This is a genomic window from Silvimonas soli (assembly GCF_030035605.1).
Lineage (GTDB): Bacteria > Pseudomonadota > Gammaproteobacteria > Burkholderiales > Chitinibacteraceae > Silvimonas > Silvimonas soli.
On sequence record NZ_CP106736.1, the window covers coordinates 1,434,387 to 1,452,149 of the forward strand.

Below are 17,763 nucleotides of genomic sequence, written 5' to 3' on the forward strand. Positions count from 1 at the left end.
AAATCAAACTTTTGTATTGCGGAAAATCAGCGACGTATTAATTCCACCAAATGCGAAATTATTGCTCATCACATAATTGCAAATGATATTGCGTCCACCGCTGGATATATAGTCCAGATCACCGCACCGCGGGTCGATATTTTGCAGATTGAGTGTCGGTGCAAACCAGCCGCTGTTCATCATCTCGATGGTCAGCCACGCCTCTAGCGCTCCGCAAGCACCCAAGGTATGCCCCATATAGCTCTTGAGACTGGAAATCGGTGCGTTTTTGCCAAATAGTTGGGCGCTGGCCTGGGTTTCGGCGATATCACCATGTTCAGTCGCCGTGCCATGCCCGTTGATATAGCCAATCTGCGACGCACTGACGCCGGCATCGTCCAGCGCCAGTTGCATCGCCACCGCCATGGTTGCCGCGCTGGGTTGCGTGACGTGACTGCCATCGCAATTGCTGCCGTAACCGATGACCTCGGCATAGATTTTGGCGCCGCGAGCCAGCGCATGTTCGTATTCTTCCAGGATCAGCGTGCAGGCACCTTCGCCAATAACCAGGCCATCCCGGTCTGCGTCATACGGGCGGGGCGACAAGTGCGGCGTATCGTTTCTGGTACTGGTGGCAAACAGCGTGTCGAACACCGCCGCTTCAGTCACGCTCAGCTCTTCAGCCCCGCCAGCAACCATCACCGTTGCCTGGCCGTAGCGAATCGCCTCATAAGCCGAACCGATGCCCTGGCTGCCAGAAGTACATGCGCTGGACGTGGTAAACACGCGCCCGGTCAGGCCGAAAAACACGGAGATGTTCACCGCCGTGGTGTGGCTCATCATCTTCAGATAGCTGTTGGCATTAACGCCTTCAGTGGATTTATTCAGCAGCATTTTGCCAAAGTCGCCCACGGCATCCGGCGTACCGGTACTGGAACCATAAGACACACCAGTGCGCCCCGAAGTCAGCACCGGATGATCCAGCAAGCCCGCGTCAGCCAGTGCCAGCTCGGCCGTACGCACCGCCATCACCGCCACGCGCCCCATGCTGCGGGTACGTTTGCGATTGTAGGTTTCCTTGGGGAGTTCAAACGGCGCCGCGGGTGCCGCCAGACGCGTGTTCAGTCCATCGTATTCGCCCCACTGTGCCAGGTTCACCACCCCGCTGCGCTCGGCGCGCAAGCTCGCTTCAATGGTTGGCCAGTCGTTGCCAATCGGGCTGATCCCGGCCACGCCGGTGACTACTACGCGGCGCGGACTCATGCCAGGCCTCCGTTCACCGAGATCACCTGACGGGTGATATACGCCGCATCGGGCGACAATAAAAAGCTCACCGTGGCGGCAACTTCTTCCGGCTTGCCCACGCGTTTGGCGGGGATCATCTTCAGTGCTTCTTCCAGCACCAGCGGGTCGACCATTTCGGTATCAATCAAACCTGGCGCCACGCAATTGACGGTGATCTTGCGCTTGGCCAGTTCCACCGCCAGCGCCTTGCTGGCACCGATAATCCCGGCTTTGGCGGCGCTGTAATTCACCTGACCGCGATTGCCAATTACGCCGGATACCGACGACAAAGTGACAATCCGGCCGGGCTGGCGGGTCTGGATCATCGGCATTACCAGCGGATGCAGAATATTGTAAAAGCCGTCCAGATTGGTTCGCAGCACGCCGTCCCATTCGGCATCGGTCATCGCCGGAAAAGCCGCATCGGCAGCAATGCCCGCGTTACAGACCACGCCATACGGCGCGCCGTGCGTTTCGATATCGGCTTCCAGTGCAGCGCGGGCAGCAGCCCGATCGGCCACATCAAATTGCAGAATCCGCGCGTTGCGACCCAGCGCAGCGATCTCGTCGGCCACCGCCTGTGCTTCGTCGCGCCGACTACGGCAATGCAAGATCACGTCGTAGCCATCACGCGCCAGACGCAGCGCTATAGCGCGACCGATTCCCCGGCTGGAGCCGGTTACCAATACTGTACTCATGCGTGTTCTTTCAAAAATGCGTCAAGGTTTTCGGGCTGGTAGGCAGAAAGCAGCGCCTCAGCCAGGGTCTCGCCTTGCGGCGTTGCGATCCGGCATTGCATCACGCCAATGCCGTTGTCAGCTTGAAACTCCCGGGTGGCCGTGACCAGCAAGGGCTGGCCCACAACAAACCTTGGCACGTGGGTGTGATAGCGGCGGGTGCCGAGCATGAACCCGACGCGGGGTGGCTCGTTGCGCTGGCGCCCTTCCCAACCGGCCAGCGCAGCCATGGTTTGCGCCATGTATTCCAGCCCGACCCAACCGCCGACAAAACCAGCGTCATCAAACATGCCGTCGCCACGCGGTACTACCAATGCGGTGAGCGAGTTAGCCGACACCGCCACCACGCCATCCAGCAACAGCATTGGGCCCGCGTGCGGCACCAGTTCAAAAATAGGTGTGTCCAGGAGCTTCATGTAGCCAGTACCACTGCGATATTGTTGCCGCCAAAGGCGAACGAGTTGCTGATTGCGGCGCTCACTTTAGCGTGTGTGCCGTGTTCCACCAGTGGTAATACCGGCAATGCCGGGTCTTGCACGCCATCCCACAAGTGCGGTGGCAAGCGGTGTTCGGTATCGGTCAGCACCAGCCAGCAAAACAATGCTTCCAGCGAACCCGCCGAACCCAGGCAATGGCCGGTCAACGGTTTGGTAGAACTGGCGGGCACGCCAGGCAGCAACGCAGCCACAACCTGGTTTTCCATGGCGTCGTTTTGCGGCGTGGCGGTGCCATGCAGGTTGGCATAGCCAATCGCACCGGCAGCCAAACCAGCCCTCTCCAGTGCTTGCGTTACCGCCGCCTTGGCACCACGACCGTCCGGAGCTGGTGCAGAAATATGATGCGCATCAGAGCTTTCGCCCCATCCGGCCACACGTACCGCGGCGGACTGACGGCTGAGCACAAACAACACTGCCGCTTCGCCCAAGTTGATGCCATGACGGTTGGCCGAACTGGGCTGGCACAAACCCGGTGCCACCGAATCAATAGCGCTGAACCCAGCCACAGTGAAATGCGATAACGAATCCGCGCCACCGGCAATGACAATATCGGCCAACCCGTGCTCGATCAACCGTGCTCCGGCGGCCATGGCCTTTGCGCCAGAAGTACACGCTGTCGAGATGCAATACGCCGGGCCGGTCACCCCCAGTTCGGCCGCCAGCAATGTGGCAGGCGAACCTAGTTCTTGCTGGCTGATATGAAACGAGCCGGGCAGCGCGCCATGCTGGTCGTAGGCCATGATCGCCGCTTCGCCGTCAGAAATCCCCGAGGTACTGGTCCCCAGAATGACGGCGATGCGCTGTTTGGAAACTCCCGCCGCCAGCGCGTCAAACTGCGGCCGGATTTGCGCCAGAGCAGCCAGCAACAGCGCGTTATTACGCGAGCGTAACTGCAGCGGCAGATGCGCCAGCGAAGGCAAATCTGCATCGACGACCTGCCCGAGGACCAGTTCACGACCAGCGCTGTATTCGTCGGTCGCAAACATGCCCGGACTGGTCCCGGCAAAGAGGTTGGCCCGAATGCTGGGGATGTCATTACCTAGCGCGCACAGGGCGCCAGAAGCGTTGATATAACAGGTCATTCTACTTCGCTGGAATCAATAGTCAGGGTGTAGGCCAGTTGGTGATGATGCAGCACCGCTCGGCCTTGCCAGTGATCGGCACCGTCATAAACGATATCGACCATTACATCAGTACCACGCAGCACAGTGCGCTGCTTGCTCTCGTCACGCACGCTCCAGCCGTCGGGTAATGCCTTTTGCAAGGCGTCGGCGGGGGCATAAACCAGCAACAGATCGTTAAGGATACGCTGTGGCGGCAGTTTCATTGCCGGCAGCATATCGGCTTTCAGGTTCTGGCCATCGTAATCCAGCGTCGCCATGCGCAAACCCATGGCGCTGTTGATCACCTCAAGCTGCTGCGCGTCCAGTTGCAGGACGGATTCCATTACCGCGCCGCCACCCGGATAACTCACCTGAAGTTGTTGTTGCACGGTACGCGGGCTGCCCAACGCAGCGGGTGGAATTTGCAGCAACGGCAAATCCCGCGTCAGCAAACTGGCGCAACCACTCAGGAGCGTCAGCCCCAACAGGGTGGCCGCTAGCAATAACCGCCGCATCACATCGACACCGCAGCGTCCAGCGCGGCCAGCCAGCGCTCGGGCGCACGCACGCACGGATTGGTTTCGTCCCATGCGTAACCTGCCAGGATCGACGAAATCATGCGGCGTACTTCTTCATTCTTGTCTTTGTAATAGATCAGCTTCTGGAAGCGCCCGTCATACCACGCGGTAACAAAGGCGCGGAAGGCATCCACTCCACGTTTGAGCGGCACGGCGTAATCTGCCGACCAATCCACGGTTTCGCCATCGAGCATGCGGCCCAGAGCTTTGGCGGCCAGGCTGGCCGAAGTCAGCGCAATGGTCACGCCGGATGAGAACACCGGGTCCAGAAACTCGCCCGCATTCCCCAACAGCGCAAAGTGCTTGCCATACAGTGATTTCACATTGGCCGAATAGCCGGTAATGGTCCGCGCCGGGATGTTCCAATGCGCGTTGGCCAGTAGCTTTTTCAGGTTGGGCGCTTCATTCACGATGGCTTGCAGCCGCTCCAGCTCAGTGCCGCTGTATTGCGCCAGAAACGCCGGTTCTGCTACTACGCCGAGCGAGCAATGACCGTTGGAAAACGGAATGGTCCAGAACCACACATCCTGATGCTCTGGATGAGTGGTAATCAGAATTTTGTTGCGATCAAACGTGCCGACCGGAATGCGGTCTTCGATATGGGTAAAGATGGCGCCGCGCACCGGGAAGTTTGATGGTGTTTCCAGATCAAGCAAGCGCGGCAATACGCGGCCAAAACCGCTGGCATCCAGCACAAACTTTGCGGTTACGCGGTATTCGTCACCGCTGGCATTGTCTTTAACCAGCAAAGTGGGCGTTTCGCCTTCTAAATCGGCAGCGAGTACGGTTTGCTGATAACGGAACTCAGCGCCCGTGCGCGCGGCGCCGTCGGCCAGCACCTTGTCGAAAGCACCGCGCTGCACCTGGTAAGTGGTGCCCCACCCTTTGGACCATTTTTCGCGGAAATCAAAAAAGGTTGCGTCTGCTTCACCGCGGGCAAAGGCGGCACCGTTCTTGTACTGAAACCCGGCTTCCACCACGTCCTGCAGCAGACCGGCTTCTTCGATATACGCCATGCTCTGCGGCAACAAACTCTCGCCAATCGAAAAACGTGGAAACGTTTCGCGTTCCAGCACCAGCACCTGACGACCTTGCTTGCGCAGCAGGGCCGCAGCGACGGCACCGGATGGTCCGGCACCAATAATGACGATTTCAGCGTGTTGCGTCGGTTGCGACATGTGCTTTTCCGGAGGATTGAGTAAGGCGAAACAAAGGCGCGAGCAGCCAGACGAAGCCGATCCCGCATAAAGTGGAGAAACCGAATGCATGCAGCGCTGGCGTGGAACTGAGCGCCAGCAAGCCAAACGATAACAAGGTGCAGATTGCTGCCAGCGTCACCGCCAGATAAACCCGGCCATCATCCGGATGCTCCAGCAGGAAAATCCCGTAATCCATACCCATGCCCAGCACCAGCAAAAAGGTGACCATGCTCAGTAATTGCAGCGGCGCGCCTACGGCACCCATGACCGCCAGCGTCATCAGAGTAGCCAATGCGGGCGGTAACATGATGCGCCAGGTCTGGCGGCGATAGCGCAGTGACAAGACCGCGAACGCTAACACATAGGCGCCGATCAGCACTTGCGTTAACAACTGGCGATATTGCGCCATCAGAGCGGAGATTTCCGACACCTTGTCGACCCACACCACGCCATCAACCTTGATTTGCGCCAGTTGCGCGGTGGTGGCGCGGTCATTCAAGCCTTGCAGCAGCATCATGCTGGCGTATTGGGTGCCCTTTGCGCCCCTTTGCTGACCCAGCCACAAATAGCTACTCGCCACAGCTGCCGGCGATTTGAACCAGGTTTCAAAATCAAGCAAGGGCGCATCAGTGCGCTGTTGCTGCAACCAGGCTGGCGTCAATCCCACGTTGTCAGCCAGACCTTCCAGCAAGCCATGCCGCTGGTTGATCTGCTGATCCAGCAAGGCGGCATTACGGCGCTGGGTGGCCTGCGACGGCACCCAGCGGCTGACGCTCTCTACGCCGGCCAATTGGCCCCGCGCGATATACGGTGCCAGCTGGCTACGCACGGCCTCTTCACGTCGCAAGACTTGCTCGGGCGTGGCGCCAGTCACAATGAATAACTGCGCCGGGCTGGGCAAGCCCATGACGCGACCGATATCGATCTGCTCCGATAACAATTGCGGATCAACGCCGGATAGCGCGCGGATATCGTCATTTTGTTTCAGCTGGCTCAGGCCAGCGCCAATCAGCACCAGTAATGCCAGCATCCATAGCCAACGGCGGCCATACACTCGCGGCCAGCGCTGCAATAAACCACCTATCCATTGACTCAAACTGGTGGGCCGCATGCCACGACTTTCCAGCAGCGGGAACCACAACATCACCGTGAGCCAGGCGCCGACAATGCCGATAATCGCAAACACCGCCATCTGTGCCAGACCAGGAAACGGCGTCAGCGCCAGCCCCAGATAACCCAGTGACATAGTAGTGACCGCCAGCAGCATGCTTGGCAACAACTTGCGATATCGCGCTGAGACCGGCTGCGGGTTATCGATGCCGGACGCCAGTGCCAGCAAGCTGTAGTCCACCGCCACCCCGACCAGGCTGGTGCCAAACACCAACGTGAGCATGTGGATATGGCCGAATAGCTGCAAGGTCAGCGTGGTGCTGACCAGGCTACCGATGATTACCGATAACGCCGCCAGCGCCACTGGTCGCACGCCACGGAACACCAGCAGCGCCAGCAGTAACACGCCGATGGTAGAGCCGACACCAATGGTCGACATCTCGCTTTTGGCACTACGCGCTGCGGTAGCTGCAAACAGTACGACGCCAGCGCGGCGTAATTGAACGTCTGGATATTGGCTCTTGAGCTTGCTTGCTGCGCTTTCCAGTCCACCTAACACCTGTTCTTGCAAACCAAGGGCAAACGCGCTGCCGTTGAGCGTGTATGGCAGCACCACATAATTGATGCCATTGGCCGAGGCCCGCAAAAAGCCTTCTTGCGGGCGCAGCTTGTTGGCACCGGCCAGGCTTTGCAGCCAGTTGGCGTACAGGCCAAATGGATCATCCTTCCATGCCAGCGTAGCGCCTGCTACTGGCGAATACGCGGCGGCCAAGCCACGCTGTGCCCAGTCGGTCTGGCTCTGTTGCAATGCCTGCAAGTCAGTTGGGGCCAGAAAATTGTGCCGATAAGGGGTATAAAAATTGCTGATCGCCGCCAGCGTTTCGCCGAGCGGCTGGCTGGTCATCGGCAGAGCGGCAATGTCATGCTGAAACTGTCGAGCGGCGGCGGTGGCCTGGTCCGGATCTTTATTGCCGATCATGAACACCAGGTGACGTTCACCCTGCGCGGCAAGCGAGCGCAACGCCGCTTCGGCCATCGGGTTGCGCTGGTCACGCGGCAATAGCGCAAACAGATCGGTATCGAGCCGGTGCGGCAGCGTATTGCGTTCCAGCAGCAAGGTACCAGCCAACGCCAGCACCACCAGCAACCAGATCGCAGCGAGCATCTTGCTTACGCGCATGCGGCACTCGCGCAGATCAACGTTGTGCCAGGCTTATTCAAAATACGCGCTCTCGGTCGGGGTCAGCGCGGGCGCGGTAGTGACGTCGTGCATGTCGATCTGCGTTACATCGCCGCTGGCTGCGTTCAGCTGGATATGTTCAACCGTGCCCGAACCTTGCAACTGGATACCGGAAATCAGCTTGCCCAGCGCAGCGTCTTTGGGCGTGAGCGAGAGTTTCCAGTTTTTGCCGGTCACACTGCCGTCGGCATTAAACAAGCGGCCCAGCGCGCCCACATCGCCCGAGAACAGCGAGAACAACAAACCGCTGACGGTTTTTACGGTCGGCTCTTTATCGCCCGACAGTTTCATCATCACCTGGTCGCCATTCTTTTGCAGAATCTCGCCACGGGTCACGCGCAAGGTGCTGGGGAAAGGTTTTTCAGCTTTCCAGATCACACCGCGCTGTTTGTCGACCAGGAACGAACCGGTCGAGGTCAGCGGTTTTTTCACACCAACCAGTTGCCGCGCCTGAGTGAACTGGCCATGAATAACCGGTGCGTCAATCAGTTTGCTCTGGATATTCTTGAACAGCACATCATCGGCGTGCGCCATGCCAGCGAGCAGGCACAAGCCAAAAAACAATGATTTCACGGGTGAGGTACTCCGAGTTTTTCAAACAGGATGGCGGGCGAGACAAAGCACATTTCACCACTGGTCATATTCACCGCCACTTGTACGGTGTGGCCGCGTGTCAGGCGTTCGCCACTAGCTACATCGCGGATTTCGTAGCGTACTTTCAGGCGGTTTTCCCACTCCACAATCGCGGCGTGGATTTCAATTTTTTGCTGGTAAACCAGCGGTCGGGCATAGCGCACGTTCAGTTCGATCACCGGCCAGGCAAACCCGGAATCGCGCATGGCAGGCACGTCGTAATCCAGTTGCTGAAACAGCGCGGTGCGGGCGTGTTCAAAGTAGCGGGCGTAGTTGCCGTGCCACACCACGTGCATCGGGTCCAGATCATGAAACGGGATGACCACGGTGACACTGGCGCTATGCAGCGGCTTAGTCATAGACGCTCCAGGCCTGATCGCTGATGCGCGTCAGCAGTTGTCGCAGCAATGGTTCGAGCGCGACATCTTCATCAATAAAGGCAATCTCCGCTCCCAGTTGCGCCACAAAACCGCTGGCTTGGGCCGACAACGCCACCGACGAGCCGCCGTCTCGTTCACGCAGCGCCACGCCCTGGCGCACGGTGATCAACATGGCCGCCAACACTTGTTCGGTCAGTTGAAGCACGCGCAAACAATCGCGCGCCGCAATCGTGCCCATGCTGACTTTGTCCTGATTGTGGCACTCGGTGGAACGCGAGAAAACGGAAGCGGGCATGGTCAGCTTGAGCGCTTCTGCCGTCCATGCCGAGACGCTGATCTGCAGCGCTTTCAAGCCATGGTTAATGGCGGCGCGCGGGCCAGTGGCACCGGACAGATTGGCTGGCAAGCCATGGTTGTAACGGGCATCGACCAGCAGCGCCATTTGCCGATCCAGCAAATCCGCCACGTTGGCGACCAGGTTCTTCAGGCTGTCCATGGCAAACGCGATATGGCCGCCGTAGAAGTGGCCGCCGTGCAGCAAGCGCTGTTCTTCCGGGTCGATCAACGGGTTGTCATTGGCGCTGTTGAGTTCGTTTTCGATGGTGGTGCGCAAAAACGGCAGCGTGTCTTCAAGCACGCCAATCACATGCGGCGCGCAACGCAAGGAATAGCGATCCTGCAAACGTTGTTCGCTGCCGATATCCGAGATATCGCCGCGAATCCGTGCGGCCACGCGCTGCTGCCCGGCGTGTGGTTTGGCAGCAAACAGCGCCTCATCAAAGTGGTACGCATTGCCGGCAGCCGTTGCCACTGCAAGGCTGGTGATACGCGTTGCCAGTTCGCTCACGTAATTGGCTTTATCCCACGCCAGACAGGCCAGCGCAGTCATGACCGCAGTGCCATTCATCATCGCCAGGCCTTCTTTGGGGCGCAGGCGCAGTGGGGTTAGCCCGGCGGCATTCAAAGCTGCGGCGGCAGTGAGTGTTTCGCTTTTGACGCGCGCCTCGCGCTCGCCACACATGACGGCGACCACATACGACAGTGGCGTCAGATCGCCACTGGCGCCCACTGAACCCTCTGCGGGCACCAACGGCAAGATGTCATGCGCAATCAGACCTTGCAGTTGCGCCAGCAAATCCCAGCTCACGCCGGAATAACCACGGGTGAGCGATGCCAGGCGGGTGGCAAGGATGGCACGGGTTTGCGGGGCGTCGAAATGTTCGCCCAGGCCGCAGCCGTGATAGGTATAAAGGTGATGCGGCAACTCGACGACCAGATCCATCGGAATGCCGACGGTGCAGGAGTCGCCATAACCGGTGGTCACGCCGTAAATCTCACCCTCTTCAGCCAGCAACCGATCCAGAAACTGCGCACCGGCGCTGATGCGCTGGGCAAACGCCGGGCTGGCATCAAGTTCAGCCACGGCCTGGCGCCGTGAAATCGCCACGATGTTTTCAATGGTCAACCGCGCCGGGCCGAAAGTGATTTTGTGCAAAGCGTCGCTCATCAGGCTTGGGCCTCGGTCATGCGGGCCTGCGCCCAGAATGGGAAGAAATTGAACCACTGTAATGGTGCGAGGTGACATTCAGCTGCCATGAGGTCGGCAAACTGTTGCGCCAGCAGTGTCGCTCCAGCTGTGCGGTCGGCCCGGGGCAGATGCACCGGGTCCGCCAGTTTGCGGATGGTGATGTGCGTATCGCGGCCGCGCTTGCTGGCAATGACGACCAGCAGCGGACATTTAAGGATACTGGCGATCAGATACGGCCCCATCGGCAGCAGCGTCGGACACCCTAGAAAGTCTACCGGCACCATGCGGCCTTGATCCGACACCGGCACCCGGTCACCGGCAATCACCACAAACTCACCGCGCTCGACCCGCTCGGACAACAACACGGCGGTGGCGGATGACAGGTCGGTGACCTGAATCAGATCAACCTGGCTATCTGGCGCCAGCTCGCGCATCAGCCGGTTGAATTGTTGCGCGTGGCGGGTGTGGGTAAAGATGGTCAGCTTGAGCGCGGAGCGGCGCTGTTTGGCCATCGCCCGGCAAAGCTCGAAATTGCCGATATGCGAGGCCACAATCACCCCGCCCTTGCCCTGTTCCAGCAGATCAATCAGTGGCTGGCCGCCATCAACATGCACGCCGCCGACACTTTCCGGTGCGCTCCACACCAGCAGCTTATCCAGCAAGGTTTCGGCAAAAGCGCCGAAATGCCGCAACACGCTCAGCAAGTTTGGTGCTGGTGAAGCACCCGCCGTATCTTGATGCAGCCGGGTCAGGTAATCACGCGAGGCAGCGCGGGCGTCCGGGCGCGTGGCCACATACCACGCCAGCACTGGATACAGCGCAGCGCGGAACGGCCAGCGGCCAAACCAGCGATAAACCGTGAACAGGATTTTCATACCGGAAACAAACCCGGCTTCGCCCACTTTGGACCAGTGAATGGCACGTTCCATCAGGCGCTCCGCATTCCGCCGTGACCGCGCAAAACGCGCCACAGCAATTTGGGCAAGCGCGGCAACATGCCGAGGAACAGCCGGGTGTGCATCAGGCTGATCAGCATGTTGTCGTGCCACAAATTGAAGTGCGAAACCCCATCAAGCGGGTAACGCACATGCGTAGGCACGTTGATGATCGGCACGCCGCGCCAGTCCAGCCGCACCAGGATTTCTGCGTCGAAATCCATGCGCCGGCCAATATGCACGCGATCGACCAAAGCCAGCGTGGCAGGCAGCGGGTAAATGCGAAAGCCGCACATCGAATCTTTAATGCGCAATGACAATGTGTTGATCCACACCCAGATATGCGTGGCGTAGCGGCCGTAGTAGCGGGATTTGGGTACTGATTCATCGTAGATCGGGTAGCCGGCGATCACTGCGTCCGGGTACGCCTGCGCTGTGGCGACGATATGTGGCAGATCACCAATGTCATGCTGTCCATCCGAATCAATCTGCAAGGCATGGGTATAACCCAGCTTGCCCGCCAGGCGCATGCCGGTAATCACCGCGCCGCCTTTACCCTGATTCTGCTCATGCCGGCTCAAGGTCACGCCCGGCCAGGTCGCCAGATCATCCAGCACGTGGGCGCAGGCGGCGGTGCTGCCGTCGTCGACCAGAATGACCGGTAAATTGTGGGCCTGCAGCGCCTGCACCACCTGACCAATCGCTTGTTCGTGGTTATAAACCGGGATGACCGCACACAGCTTCATGTCTCATCCCCAAAAACAATACGTCCGCTGGAATGCACGCGCTCGCCCGAGCTGTAGCTGAACGACAATTGCTGTTTGTCGGTGCGATAACGCAGCGTCAGGGCGACTTGCGCATCCGGCAGGATCACGTTCTGGAACTTGACTGCATCCATGCCTTTAAAGGCGGGCGGCATCTTGAACAGCGTGCGGCCAAAGTGAATGGCCCAGTGCAGTTGCGCCACGCCCGGTAGCACGCTGGCATGCGGGAAATGGCCATCAAAATGCGCCAGATCAGCCACGATGGCGAGTATCAACGTGGTTTCATCATCGTGCTGCTGCGTAGTCAGAATTTGTGGCAAACGCGGTCGCTCAAACAACATCCGTACATCCTGTTCCGGGGTTTTGCCCATACTGGTTTGCGGTAAGGCGTCGACAAAACGCCAGCGGCGCGGCAGCCCTACCCGTTCAAAGCTTTGCGCCAGGTGATCGCGCAGCCAGCGCGTCAGCGCCATACGCCCGTCGTTATGCAGACGGTCTGCGCCGACGCCGTTGAGCACCAGCACGGCACCCAACTCCACGCGGGCACCGTCCAGCACCACCACGCGAACTTCGGTCACGAGGCCGGTGGCCTGCAACGCTTGCTCCAGCGCGGTCAGCGAAATTCGTTTTTCTTCAATCTTGGCAATGCGGTCTGCCCGCCCCAGCAAGCGAAAGCGGCCATCGGCGAGGAACTCGGCGCGATCAGCCGTCTGGAACCAATCGGCACTGGGCAGATAAGGCGAACGCAGGCGCAGCAAGTCTTCTTCACCCGCTGCAATTTCAACACCTGGCAGCGGTTGCCACGCGGCATCCGGGTGATCACGCCAGGCAATGCCGCCCGTTTCCGAACTACCAAAGATTTCACGCACAGCCACGCCGGTACGTTCGCGCATGGCCAGAGAAGCAGCGGCGGGTAGCGGACCACCCGAAGAGAAAATCGCCCGGCAGCGGTGCGCCAGGCCAGACAGATTCATCTGTTCCGGCAGCCGCTTGAGAAAGGCCGGGCTGCTGACTAACACCAGCGGCTGCTGCCCGCTCAGATGCACCAGTTCTTCCGGAAAAGCCAGGGCTTTGGCGGCAAACGCGCGCCCGCTCACCAACGGCCAGACAATGCGGAACAACAAACCGTAGACATGTTGCTGCGATACCGTGGCCACGATACAGGCATTCGCGGGGATATCAGCCCCGAAGACGCTTTCCTGGGCGCGCATTTCGTCGTCCAGCTGCGCCAGCTTTTTGGGGATGCGGCCCGGTTCACCGGTTGAGCCAGAGGTAAAAACTTCGACCGCTCGCAAATCACCCGACAATGGGGCCAGCGTGCCGGTTCGAGCATGCTGCCAGTCGGTGACCGTGGGTTCGGCAAATTCACCGATCAGCGCGACAGACAATGCCCGCACGCGTTCAGTAGTGGTCGGCGTATTGTCGCCCGGCAAAATCACGCAACGCCCGGCGTGCCAAGCCGCCAGCAACCAGACACAGCAACGGTAGCAATCGGTCTCGAACAGCGCCACATCACCAGCGGGCAATGCGCCGATCACACTGGTGGCGCGAGCGACGTCATAACGCCATTGCGCGCGGGTAATGATCTGCTCACCAGCCATTGCCAGCGGTAAATGATTCGGGCCAGCCAGCGCCCCTTGCAGCAAACTGAAACACTCAGCCATGACGGCGCACCCGCTGGCGAATCAACCATTCGCCACCCAACATCAAGCCGATCAACACATAGGCAATCAGGCCGTTATAAATAGTCCAGACTCTGGCGTCGTTGTAGAGCACCGTCGCCAGTGCAATGCTGCCATTGATGGCAAAGAACAGGCACCAGGCAATGGTGACGCGACGCGTATAACGTACGCCGGATTCCGGCAGATCAGGTTCAGTGAGCCGAGCCATGCGTTCGATCATGGTTTGCGGTGCCTTGAGGCTCAACGCAAACACAATCAACATCGCCACGTTGACCAGCACCGGATACAAACGCACCGGCAAGTCCGAACGCATCAGCAGCGCCAGCACCCCAAACACCCCCGCCACCGGCGCCAGCCACGCCAGACCTGGCAGCGCGGCGCGTTTATGCCAGGCGAGCGGAATCAACACGATCCCGAGTAGCCAGAGCGGCCAGCCGAGATAATGAAAAAGCCAGAACAATGCGGGAATGATCAAGCCGGCAACGGCAGCAAGCCAGGCAGGCATTATGGTTGGATAGCCAGATGCATTACTGGTGAATCAAACCGTACACCGCTTCGACCACGTCGTTGATGGTGCGAACCGATTTGAAGGCTTCCGGCTGCAGACGCTTGCCGGTGACTTGCTTGAGCTTCACGATCAGGTCAACAGCGTCGATGCTGTCGATATCCAGGTCTTCATACAGGCGCGCTTCAGGTTTGATGCGTTCCGGGCTGATTTCAAACGAGTCGACCAGATCTTTGGCGATCCAGTTATAGATTTCATCTTTGGTCACACTTAAGCTCCTTACTTGGTGCGATTGGCGCCGACAAATGCCGCCAGTGCGCTGACCGAAGCAAAATGCCGCCGGGTTTCTTCCGAGTCCGCAGCAAAGCTCAGACCATAACGCTTTTGCAGCGTCACGCCCAATTCCAGCGCATCAATGGAATCCAGTCCCAGACCGTCCACAAACAAGGGCGCATCGGCATCGATATCGTCCGGCGTAATTTCTTCGAGATTCAGGCTGTCAATAATCAGCGTTTTGATCTCTGCGACCAGTGGGTCCATGTTGCGCAATCTCCCTGCTAAAAAATTGTTCCAGCCACGCCGTCAACCAGCGTGCCTGTAAGGCGGGCTCTCCCTTGCCCGTAATCAACGGCGCCACCGCCACATCATCCAGCACGTGAATGCTGAAGTGCGGCTTGGTGGGTGGCGGCCGATACCACTTGCTGCTCTTGGTCAGCGTTTTTTCTGAAACAGTGATCACTACCGGCGTAATGGCAATGTTGCCGCGCACCGCGATATTGGCAGCACCACGTTGAAAACTCATTTCACCCAGCGGCCCGGTACGCGTGCCTTCGGGAAAAACAATCAGATTGTTGCCACGGCCAATGGATTCGATAGCATCCGCCACCAGCCCCGGCCCGCTGGCGTTACTGATATAACCAGCCACACGCACCGGCCCGGCAGTAAACGGATTATTCCAGAGCGAGGCCTTGACCACGCAATCGGGCCGTTTGGTTAGCGCCATCAGGATCACTACATCAATCAAGGACGGGTGATTGGCCAGGATCAACAAACCAGGGCGATTGAGCTTTTCGGCACCATGCACTGTAAAGCGGATGGCGCCAGTGACTTTCATAAGCCAGACAAACGTCGCCATGGCGTGACTGATAAAGTTTTTGGCAAACTTTTCGCGTTCAATGCGGCGCGGCAACAGCAGCATGCCGGGAAACACAATGCCGCGAATGGCCAGGCCGCCCAGACCAAACATGGCAAAGCAAAAGCCAAAGGCAAACGTGCGCCAGGAACGCGACAACATATTCATGCTGGCCGCCTCGCAAGGCACCAGCCAGAAGTACTCAATGGCAAGCGGTTTTGCGCGGTCAGCATAAAGCGTAGCAACGCCATTGGATCAGCATCGCTCTGCGCTGGCGCAGACCATGAAATGTCGAACTCGTCACCGGGGACCAGCGTGAGCAAATAAGCAAAGGTCGGCGTCGAAGGTTCGCCATAACACTGATATTCGGCTGGCAATGGCTCGTCACAGATCACCAGTCGCACCCGCGGCGCACCGTCAGCCAGTTGCATGGCCGCTTCAAACAGACCGGCAAACGCCGTTTGCGTCCCAGCAGCCAGCGCCATCACATTGGCGCTCTCTTTGCGGGCAATGGTGTACAACCCGGCGATGGCGTTGTGCACCGACATACTGAATGCCTGCGGCGAAACGGTGCCGCTGGCCGCGAGTTCGTGCAACAACTGCGTGGACTGACCGATTTCGCCATAGCGCGAGGCAAAAACGATGGGAGATTGTGCGTCTGCGTCTTCTGCATACAGCACTTCCAGCGCCATACGCCCCAGCCGCTGGGCGCGACGACGCAGCATTGCCGGCATTTTTGCGACTGCTGGCTCAGGCCCGTCGGCCGAGCGCACGCCCGCCGCAGCCCAGCCCAGCCAGGCTTGCGGGGTCGTCAGGTCAGGCGCCCAGGCAGCCCAGCTTTCCAGGCGAAATCGCAAAGAGTTTACAACCGGTTCAATCATCTTTCCTGCTGACGCCCACTGGGCATCAGCTCCAAAAATCCATTTAAAAACAGAACACTGCCGCGAAAGGCCGCCCATGCTGCCATAGCCTTGAGGTCAACTCAATACTGTGGGCAATCTTGCCGTTTTCGCTGGCTGATCGCACGCAGTAAGTTGACAAGGGGACCAGTCATCAAAGTTGTGAGAAATGCCATCAAAACCAGCGCGGCAAAGACGGGTGCCGTCAGCAAGCCAAGGTCCATCCCGATATTCACAATCACCAGTTCCATCAGCCCCCGGGCGTTCATCAACACCGCAATCATGCAAGCATTGTGCATATCCACGCCGGTGAGACGGGCGCCACAGAAGGCGCCACCCGCTTTGCCAAGGCACGCAACAATAGTTACAGATGCAATCAGCCAGAAGTCAGCACTACCGGCAAAGTTCAGATGCGTACGCAAACCGGTGTAGGCAAAAAACAACGGTAACGCCCAGACCATCGGTTTGGCCAGTAGCGCTTGCAGACGGGCGCCAAGTTGTTCGTGCCGCGGCAAAATTACACCAGCCAGAAATGCACCCAACAACAAATGCAAGCCCAGATGATCAGCAATCCAGCTCGAGACCAGTAAGGTCAGCAGCGCCAGCAAGCAGTAGACCGTCAAGGATGTCCGCAATTGCAGCAGGCGGGACAGCAATGGGCGCACGGCCAGTAGCATGAATAACACCCAACCCAGACCAAGGATCATCGCGCCCAGACTGGAAGCCGCCGGCTTGCAGATGATCAGCACCACCGCCAGCAATATCCAGGTGCAGACATCGCTCAGCACCGCAGCTGCCATCGCCAGACTACCAATGGGTGTGGCCAGCAACTTTTGTTCGCGCAGGATGCGTGCCAGCACCGGCAGCGCGGTCATGCTCAAGGCGGTGCCAATAAATAACACGAACGACAGTTGCGGCACCTTGCCGGCGACGTAATGCGGAAAAAGGACAAACGCGAGCGCCGCGCCCAGCACAAATGGCAGCAAAATACCGCCCGCGCTCACTGCGATAACCGTCCATTTACGCTGGCGCAAGATCTGCGTGTCTTGCTCCAGGCCCAGCGTCAGCATGAATACGGCAATGGCGGCCTGGCTGATCCAGCCTGGCGCGGTCAGCCCTTGCGGCGGAAACACCAGCGCGCTCAAGTCAGGCGCGAGCGCCCCGAATACCGATGGCCCCAACAACAGGCCTGCCGCCATTTCGCCCACCACTTTGGCCTGGCCACATACCCGCGCCAGCATGCCTGCCAACTGGCAACAGGCAATGACCACAATAATTTGAAATAGCAGCTGAATAACCGGCATGACGTCGCGCGCAGAGGTTTCAAACGGCTCACAGGCGAACCGCAGGGCGGCGAGTATAGCAGAGCAACGCCCCATCCTGACGCGGTGCTTGCCAACCACATGATGAATGATTAGCTCGGCGGACGATTTTGCGGCCATGGTGCAGCAGGCTTACGCCCCGGTGCTGCCGCGCTATTCCGGTTGAGCCAGAATCTGCTCGATTCGCGCGATCTCGTCAGCAGAAAAATCCAGCCGCGCCAGCGCCACAGCGGAGATAGACGATCTTGTTATCAGA

General features: G+C 59.1%; 19 protein-coding genes. All 19 read right to left on the reverse strand.

Annotated elements, in window-relative coordinates; genetic code table 11:
• Nucleotides 1–3: 3 nt before the first annotated feature.
• Complete coding sequence (locus N7220_RS06535; protein ID WP_283150655.1) at nt 4–1,242, reverse strand: beta-ketoacyl-ACP synthase; 1,239 nt, start codon at nt 1,240–1,242, stop codon at nt 4–6.
• A complete protein-coding gene (gene fabG / locus N7220_RS06540) occupies nt 1,239–1,961 on the reverse strand; it encodes a 3-oxoacyl-ACP reductase FabG (RefSeq protein ID WP_283150656.1) in 723 nt (240 codons plus the stop codon). Before fabG ends, N7220_RS06535 begins: the two co-directional genes overlap by 4 nt.
• Nucleotides 1,958–2,416 carry a hotdog family protein gene (locus N7220_RS06545; protein WP_283150657.1) on the reverse strand — a complete coding sequence of 153 codons (459 nt, stop codon included), beginning with the start codon at nt 2,414–2,416 and terminating at the stop codon, nt 1,958–1,960. Before N7220_RS06545 ends, fabG begins: the two co-directional genes overlap by 4 nt.
• The gene (locus N7220_RS06550) at nt 2,413–3,579 is read right to left on the reverse strand and encodes a beta-ketoacyl-ACP synthase (protein WP_283150658.1); all 1,167 of its coding nucleotides are present in this window, start codon (nt 3,577–3,579) and stop codon (nt 2,413–2,415) included. The genes N7220_RS06545 and N7220_RS06550 overlap by 4 nt, the downstream gene beginning before the upstream one ends.
• On the reverse strand, nt 3,576–4,115 hold the full coding sequence (locus N7220_RS06555) for a DUF3261 domain-containing protein (protein ID WP_283150659.1): 540 nt from the start codon (nt 4,113–4,115) through the stop codon (nt 3,576–3,578). The genes N7220_RS06550 and N7220_RS06555 overlap by 4 nt, the downstream gene beginning before the upstream one ends.
• The gene (locus N7220_RS06560; RefSeq protein WP_283150660.1) at nt 4,115–5,356 is read right to left on the reverse strand and encodes an NAD(P)/FAD-dependent oxidoreductase; all 1,242 of its coding nucleotides are present in this window, start codon (nt 5,354–5,356) and stop codon (nt 4,115–4,117) included. Before N7220_RS06560 ends, N7220_RS06555 begins: the two co-directional genes overlap by 1 nt.
• Nucleotides 5,331–7,667, reverse strand: a complete 2,337-nt coding sequence (locus N7220_RS06565) for an MMPL family transporter (RefSeq protein ID WP_283150661.1) — start codon at nt 7,665–7,667, stop codon at nt 5,331–5,333. The genes N7220_RS06560 and N7220_RS06565 overlap by 26 nt, the downstream gene beginning before the upstream one ends.
• 33 nt (nt 7,668–7,700) lie before the next feature.
• Entirely contained in the window at nt 7,701–8,300 is a 600-nt protein-coding gene (locus tag N7220_RS06570) for an outer membrane lipoprotein carrier protein LolA (RefSeq protein ID WP_283150662.1), read from the reverse strand.
• Nucleotides 8,297–8,719 (reverse strand): acyl-CoA thioesterase, encoded by a 423-nt coding sequence (locus N7220_RS06575; RefSeq protein ID WP_283150663.1) that lies wholly within the window; start codon nt 8,717–8,719, stop codon nt 8,297–8,299. Before N7220_RS06575 ends, N7220_RS06570 begins: the two co-directional genes overlap by 4 nt.
• Nucleotides 8,712–10,247 (reverse strand): HAL/PAL/TAL family ammonia-lyase, encoded by a 1,536-nt coding sequence (locus N7220_RS06580; RefSeq protein ID WP_283150664.1) that lies wholly within the window; start codon nt 10,245–10,247, stop codon nt 8,712–8,714. The genes N7220_RS06575 and N7220_RS06580 overlap by 8 nt, the downstream gene beginning before the upstream one ends.
• The gene (locus N7220_RS06585; RefSeq protein WP_283150665.1) at nt 10,247–11,197 is read right to left on the reverse strand and encodes a lysophospholipid acyltransferase family protein; all 951 of its coding nucleotides are present in this window, start codon (nt 11,195–11,197) and stop codon (nt 10,247–10,249) included. Before N7220_RS06585 ends, N7220_RS06580 begins: the two co-directional genes overlap by 1 nt.
• Nucleotides 11,197–11,949, reverse strand: coding sequence for a glycosyltransferase family 2 protein (locus tag N7220_RS06590; protein ID WP_283150666.1), 753 nt, complete (start codon nt 11,947–11,949; stop codon nt 11,197–11,199). Before N7220_RS06590 ends, N7220_RS06585 begins: the two co-directional genes overlap by 1 nt.
• Complete coding sequence (locus tag N7220_RS06595; protein ID WP_283150667.1) at nt 11,946–13,631, reverse strand: ApeI family dehydratase; 1,686 nt, start codon at nt 13,629–13,631, stop codon at nt 11,946–11,948. The genes N7220_RS06590 and N7220_RS06595 overlap by 4 nt, the downstream gene beginning before the upstream one ends.
• Nucleotides 13,624–14,154 carry a COG4648 family protein gene (locus tag N7220_RS06600; RefSeq protein ID WP_283150668.1) on the reverse strand — a complete coding sequence of 177 codons (531 nt, stop codon included), beginning with the start codon at nt 14,152–14,154 and terminating at the stop codon, nt 13,624–13,626. The genes N7220_RS06595 and N7220_RS06600 overlap by 8 nt, the downstream gene beginning before the upstream one ends.
• 22 nt (nt 14,155–14,176) lie before the next feature.
• On the reverse strand, nt 14,177–14,422 hold the full coding sequence (locus tag N7220_RS06605; protein ID WP_283150669.1) for an acyl carrier protein: 246 nt from the start codon (nt 14,420–14,422) through the stop codon (nt 14,177–14,179).
• 11 nt (nt 14,423–14,433) lie between these two features.
• Nucleotides 14,434–14,694 carry a phosphopantetheine-binding protein gene (locus tag N7220_RS06610; RefSeq protein WP_283150670.1) on the reverse strand — a complete coding sequence of 87 codons (261 nt, stop codon included), beginning with the start codon at nt 14,692–14,694 and terminating at the stop codon, nt 14,434–14,436.
• The gene (locus N7220_RS06615) at nt 14,654–15,454 is read right to left on the reverse strand and encodes a 1-acyl-sn-glycerol-3-phosphate acyltransferase (RefSeq protein WP_283150671.1); all 801 of its coding nucleotides are present in this window, start codon (nt 15,452–15,454) and stop codon (nt 14,654–14,656) included. Before N7220_RS06615 ends, N7220_RS06610 begins: the two co-directional genes overlap by 41 nt.
• A complete protein-coding gene (locus tag N7220_RS06620; RefSeq protein ID WP_283150672.1) occupies nt 15,451–16,167 on the reverse strand; it encodes a beta-ketoacyl synthase chain length factor in 717 nt (238 codons plus the stop codon). Before N7220_RS06620 ends, N7220_RS06615 begins: the two co-directional genes overlap by 4 nt.
• Before the next feature lie 101 nt (nt 16,168–16,268).
• On the reverse strand, nt 16,269–17,489 hold the full coding sequence (locus tag N7220_RS06625) for a cation:proton antiporter domain-containing protein (protein ID WP_283150673.1): 1,221 nt from the start codon (nt 17,487–17,489) through the stop codon (nt 16,269–16,271).
• Nucleotides 17,490–17,763 lie beyond the last annotated feature (274 nt).